The organism is Acinetobacter amyesii, from assembly GCF_023499985.1.
Lineage (GTDB): Bacteria > Pseudomonadota > Gammaproteobacteria > Pseudomonadales > Moraxellaceae > Acinetobacter > Acinetobacter amyesii.
In genome coordinates this window covers 289540-295754 of record NZ_JAMCOU010000039.1, presented here as the reverse complement: position 1 = coordinate 295754, position 6215 = coordinate 289540, and the positions used below count along the sequence as shown (strand labels likewise).

4 protein-coding genes are annotated in these 6215 nt (G+C 40.5%); all 4 read left to right on the top strand.

Features of this window, described 5'->3' with window-relative positions:
• Positions 1–219: 219 nt before the first annotated feature.
• Positions 220–1419, top strand: coding sequence for an MFS transporter (locus M5F03_RS16605; protein ID WP_249708920.1), 1200 nt, complete (start codon positions 220–222; stop codon positions 1417–1419).
• 400 nt (positions 1420–1819) lie between these two features.
• A complete protein-coding gene (locus tag M5F03_RS16600) occupies positions 1820–2566 on the top strand; it encodes a M48 family metallopeptidase (RefSeq protein WP_249708919.1) in 747 nt (248 codons plus the stop codon).
• A 227-nt stretch (positions 2567–2793) separates the two neighbouring features.
• Positions 2794–5205, top strand: coding sequence for a YgiQ family radical SAM protein (locus M5F03_RS16595; RefSeq protein ID WP_249708918.1), 2412 nt, complete (start codon positions 2794–2796; stop codon positions 5203–5205).
• A 433-nt stretch (positions 5206–5638) separates the two neighbouring features.
• On the top strand, positions 5639–6181 hold the full coding sequence (locus M5F03_RS16590) for a DUF2726 domain-containing protein (protein ID WP_078189487.1): 543 nt from the start codon (positions 5639–5641) through the stop codon (positions 6179–6181).
• Positions 6182–6215 lie beyond the last annotated feature (34 nt).

Below are 6215 nucleotides of genomic sequence, written 5' to 3'. Positions count from 1 at the left end.
TGAAACCTCTTAGCGCTGATGGTAGTGTGGGGTTACCCATGTGAGAGTAAGTCATCGCCAGCTCATTATTCGAAACACCCCCTGCACTAGTGCAGGGGGTGTTTTTTTATGCGGGGAGAAAAGGGGCGAAGAAAACAAAGAATTCTTCATTCATTTTTATGTGATTTTTAAATTAAAGGCTGAAAGGCGTATACTATCCGTGTCATTGATGGAAAGCTCATGTCTGATTTAGCTTCAAACGCTCATTATATTGAATACGGCACACGACCATTTCTTGCCATTTTATTTTCTTTATTTTTAGCAGGCTTCGCAATTTTTTCATCGTTGTATTGTGTACAACCGATGATGCCCATTTTTGCGGATTTCTTTCATGTCAGTCCGACACATAGCAGTTTCCCTTTATCTTTTTCTACTATTGCTTTAGCAATAGGACTACTTTTCACCGGTTTGATTTCAGATCGATTCGGCCGCAAGCCTGTGATGGTCACTGCTTTATTTTTGGCGGCGTCACTTTCAATTATCAGTTCCATATTTCCGCTTTGGGAAATATTTTTATTGAATCGCGTGCTGATCGGATTAAGTGTGAGTGGCGTTGCTGCAGTTGCAATGACTTATATAGGTGAAGAAATTGCGCAAAAAGATATAGGCTTTGCAATGGGCCTGTATATTTCAGGTACCGCTATTGGCGGAATGGGTGGTCGTCTCATTGCAGGGGTATTGATTGACTATATTAGTTGGCAAAATGCCATGATGATTATCGGTATCATTAATCTCTGTATAGCCACAGCGTTCTTTTTATTACTTCCGGCATCTCAACATTTTCAAGCTTATCCCATTCGTTTCAACCGATTTTATGAATCTTTCGTTAAAAATTTAGCAGATCCAAAGCTGAGAATTTTATTCCTTCAAGGCTTTATCCTCATGGGATGTTTTGTCTCTATATTTAACTATATGAGCTACCACCTATTAGAAGAACCTTATCAACTTTCTCAAACATGGATTGGACTAATCTCCATAGCATATTTGGCAGGAATATATAGTTCACCTCGGGCTGCAAGTTGGGGGAAACGCTTTGGCCGGGCAAAAGTTTTACCTTCGATGCTGATCATGATGCTGTTGGGGTTGTTGATCATGCTCATTCCGGCATTTTGGTCAGTCATTTTGGGACTGATTGTATTCACTTTTGCTTTTTTTGCAGCGCATTCCACGGCAAGTAGTTGGGTTTCGGTTCAATCCCTGCAGTACCGTGCCGTAGGTTCATCGCTGTATTTATTTTGCTACTATTTAGGTTCTAGTATCTTGGGTAGTAGTAGTGGTTTGGTTTGGGAAATGTCTGGTTGGATGGGGTTGACGAGCTTTATTGCTGTTATTTTGATGATTGGTTTATTTTTAGCAATAAAATTGAATAAATTAAAATAGGAATATGTGAATAAGCTATTATTTAATATTCGTTTTACATCTATTTTATAATATAAATAACACTATAAAAATGGCTGAATTTACTATTTTTATGATTATACAACTTTGGTCTAATATTTCTTTTAAAAGATGCCTCATAATAATGAAACGCATCAAAATATAATAAATAAAATATTTTTGGTTATCATTTTTTAAAATATAATATATTTTCAAGTTGTTGATATTTATCATTTATATGTATTTTTCGTATTTTTTTCATTTATTTTCAGTTGGAATTATATATGGATCATCATTGGTTTTAAACTGAAGGTGATTATGAGAAATATAACTATTTTAATGATGGCTTTGGTTCTTATCTTAATCTCAGCTTGTGCAAATACCACGAATTTAGGGACAGCAGGTGCAGAGCGTAAAACAGTTTTTTATCGTTCCTCAAAAGTTATTAATTAAACAGGCGGATAGATCGTATCAACAATTTATTCATCAAGCGAAAGACAAACAACTTTTGATCATTGATCCGAAATTGGATCAGGTTTTAAATAAACTCAAAAAAAATGCGGAGTTTTACCGTCAAGGTTCGAGTCAATGGGATTGGCAAGTCAGTGGGAATTTAAATAAAGATTTAAATGCACATGGTTTTCCAAGTGGGAAAATTGTCATTAACACGGGTTTGTATTGGAGTTTAAAGCTGAATGAAGATGAATTGGCATTTGTGATGGCGCATGAAATGGCACATGCTCTGCGTGATCATCATCGTGAGAAGATTTCCCTGCTGTTTGCAAGTCAGGTGGCGATGATTTCTTCAACTGCGGGTATCGGTACGCTTGCTACTGCGGCCAGTAGTGTGACTGGGCAAGCTGTTTTTTTGCCTAAAGTTTCAAATTTTGAACTAGAAGCTGATGTCCTTGCACTTGATCTGATGTCGAAAGCGGGCTTTGATCCAAATGCAGCATTGAGTTTTTGGCAAAAATATCAGCAGGAAACGACACGCCGTCAAATGCTTGATGTAAAACCATTGATGACTCAAGATAGTATAGATAAGCGTAAGGTTTATATTGAAAAATATTTACCTGAAATGCACATTCAATTTCAACAGGCGCAGGCTGTAATGTTGAATAAAAATGCGATAACTCATGGCACATTCTAGATTGATTTAAATTGTACAAAGATCCAAATGATTTTTAAATCTAGTTTTAAAGTCGATGCTTTAGCACTATTACATCTGATGTCTATATAAAACAATTCAATGATTCTGTAGCTATTGTATAAATTATAATCAAGCATGATGAATGGAATTCATGGTAAAATGATCGGCTTTCATCTTCTTTGATCTTTTTTCAGATCATTCCATCTGCCAGCCGAGAATTGCTAGCCATGTCTACTGCTTATACTATGCAGACTGCGCCAAAAGCGTTGTTTGATTACGACAAATATTGGGCGTCTTGTTTTGACCCTGCGCCATTTTTGCCGATGTCACGCGAAGAAATGGATCAACTCGGTTGGGACAGCTGCGACTTTATTTTGGTTTGCGGTGATGCGTATATCGATCATCCATCATTCTGTTCAGGCATTATCGGCCGTACCCTTGAAGCGCAAGGCTTCCGTGTCGGGATTATTGCTCAGCCAGACTGGACCAATGTAGAAGCGTTCCGTGTATTGGGTAAACCGAATATTGCTTGGGGCGTGACTGCCGGCAACATGGATTCGATGATCAATCGTTATACAGCTGACCGTAAAATCCGTTCGGATGATGCCTATTCTCCGGATAATCAACCGAATAAACGTCCAGACCGTGCAGCAACGGTATATTGCCAGCGTGTGCGTGAAGCTTATCCAGATGTGCCTGTATTATTGGGCGGTATTGAAGCCTCGCTGCGCCGTATTGCACATTATGATTATTGGTCAGACAAAGTCCGCCGTTCAGTATTGATGGACTCGAAAGCCGATCTATTGATGTATGGTAATGGTGAACGTTCAATCACGGAAATCATGCATCGTTTGGCTCGCGGTGAAAAAATCCAAGAGATTACGGATGTCCGCGGTACTGCATTTATTGTGAATAAAAATAACCGGGCTTCAAAAGCGAAGTTTGTTGAAATCGCATCAAATGATGTCGATGCGATTGGCCGTGTCGATCCGATCATTAACCCGTACGTGATGACTGAAGACCTTGAAGGCTGTGAAATCGAGAAAGGCAAAGACAGCGTTACGCAATATCAGGGCTTCCAAAAAGAGGCGGTAGCAAATCCGATTGTTCGTGAAGGCGATAATTTAGACGCCGACACGCAAATCGTGCAGCTGCAACCTGCATCAAAAGCTATTAAGCATAAATTGCCGCCGCGTGAATTGGCGGTGATTCGTTTGCCTGCCTATGAAGATGTGGCGAATGATCCTGTGCTGTATGCACATGCCAACCGTATTTTGCATTTGGAAACCAATCCGGGTAATGCGCGTGCCTTGGTACAAAAACATGGTGAGCGTGATGTATGGTTGAATCCACCTCCGATTCCATTGACCACTGAAGAAATGGACTATGTGTTTGACTTGCCTTATGCACGTTTGCCACATCCATCTTATGGTAATGCCCGCTTCCCAGCCTTTGACATGATTAAGTTCTCTGTGAACATCATGCGTGGCTGTTTCGGTGGTTGTACTTTCTGTTCGATCACAGAACATGAAGGCCGAATTATTCAGAACCGTTCTGAAGAATCGATTCTGCGTGAAGTGGAAAAAATTCGTGATACCGCACCGGGCTTTACCGGCATTATCTCGGATTTAGGTGGCCCAACTGCCAACATGTACCGTTTGGCATGTAAAGACCCAGAGATTGAAAAGAACTGTCGTAAACCGTCATGTGTATTCCCAGGTGTGTGTCAAAATTTACATACCGATCATGCGCCATTGACGCAGTTATATCGTAAAGCGCGTAGCTTGCCGGGTATTAAAAAGATTCTGATCGGTTCTGGTTTACGCTATGACCTTGCGGTGTTAAACCCAGAATATGTCAAAGAATTGGTGACACATCACGTTGGCGGTTACCTGAAGATTGCGCCAGAACATACCGAAAAAGGCCCATTATCGAAGATGATGAAGCCGGGGATCGGGACCTATGACCGTTTCAAACAAATGTTTGATCGTTTCAGTAAGGAAGCAGGGAAGGAGCAGTATCTCATTCCTTACTTTATCGCAGCGCATCCGGGTACGACTGACTATGACATGATGAACTTGGCGATTTGGCTGAAGAGGAATGGGTTCCGTGCCGATCAGGTGCAAACCTTCTATCCATCACCAATGGCGACCGCAACAACCATGTACTACACCGGTAAAAACCCGCTGGCTAAAGTGGCGCGTTATACCGAAAATGTCGATATCGTGAAAGGTGAAAAACGCCGCCGTTTGCATAAAGCCTTCTTGCGTTATCATGATCCAAACAACTGGCCATTGCTACGTGAAGCGCTCAAAGAAATGGGGCGTCAGGATCTGATCGGGAACTCCAAACAGCATTTGATTCCGACGTATCAGCCTGCGGGTAGTGCTGAGGGCCAATACCAATCTGCACGTAAAAAGAACTCAAGCATTGCGGGTGATTCACAAAAACGTACAGGCGAACAAGGTAATCGGACGAAGGCTGCTCAATCGCGTCCTTCAAACACCAAGAAGCGTCCTGTGCGCGGTCAAATCTTGACGCAGCATACTGGTCTGCCGCCGCGTGAAACGGGTGATGCGAAAAAACCTTTTGGCGGTCCGAAACCCAAAGGAAAATCGAAGCCTAAATCACGCGCTTAAAATGATTAAATAAAAAAAGACACTTCGGTGTCTTTTTTTATGGGTGTTATGCTCGGCAGCATCAGACAATTTGCATTTTTATATGCTGTTACAAGCTCAATGCCATATGTGTGTCGGTTATCTCAATGAAATACGATCAAAATTTGACAGCTTATCGGAATTGTCTGACAGTGAGAGGAAATGCACTTGCTGTCGTTTTAGCGAATGATCTAAAGTATCTGTATATAGCAATGGATGCTATTACTCTGAACGAAGTGGCATGTGATGTTTGACGCTTTAAGTTTGCAACTTTTTGTCAGTTTAAATACGTATTGTGTGAAAGTTAGAGTTATTTTTTTTAATAGGAAATTAAAAAAATAATACTGGTTGTATACTTCGTCTTCATAAGAAGTATGTGAAAAACCAAAATATAAGAAATATAAAGGATTATGAGATGACTATATACATAGTAATAGGGAGTATTTTACTCTTCTGTGTGCTCATAATGGCTTGGAAAAGTTTAGAAGGTGATTCTAAGCAACAAGATAGTGCATTGAAACAACGTGCTATTTTCAACATTAATGAGCAATTAACTTACACGCGTTTAAAAGAAATTTTGCCTAAGCATACGATCCTCGCGCATGTGTCTTTTGATGCACTGTTGACCACGAAATATTATCGTACGCGGAATAAGTATCGAAATATGGTGGCGGACTTTGTTGTCCTCGATGAACAGCATCAGATTTTGGCGATCGTCGCTTTAGATGATCCAATGGTGCTAAAACGGATGCAGCAGTCGCAATATCAAGATGCTTTGCTCGCTTTGGCAGGCTATCGGGTCATTCGTTATGATGATGTGCCTGAGTACGTTCAATTACGCGAAGATTTCTTGAATGAGCAGCGTGTACAAGCGCCATTTGTGCCGGTTAATGATCTGAAAAAATATCATTTATATTCAGATTTGGAACGTAAAAAGATCAAAATTATTGGATCTTAGGGATTCAAAGAGCAAAGTCTTTTGCAAAAAAAAG

Coding starts and splice junctions, on each gene's coding strand:
- M5F03_RS16605 (WP_249708920.1), top strand. CDS start 220: ATGTCTGATTTAGCTTCAAACGCTCATTATATTGAATACGGCACACGA.
- M5F03_RS16590 (WP_078189487.1), top strand. CDS start 5,639: ATGACTATATACATAGTAATAGGGAGTATTTTACTCTTCTGTGTGCTC.
- M5F03_RS16595 (WP_249708918.1), top strand. CDS start 2,794: ATGTCTACTGCTTATACTATGCAGACTGCGCCAAAAGCGTTGTTTGAT.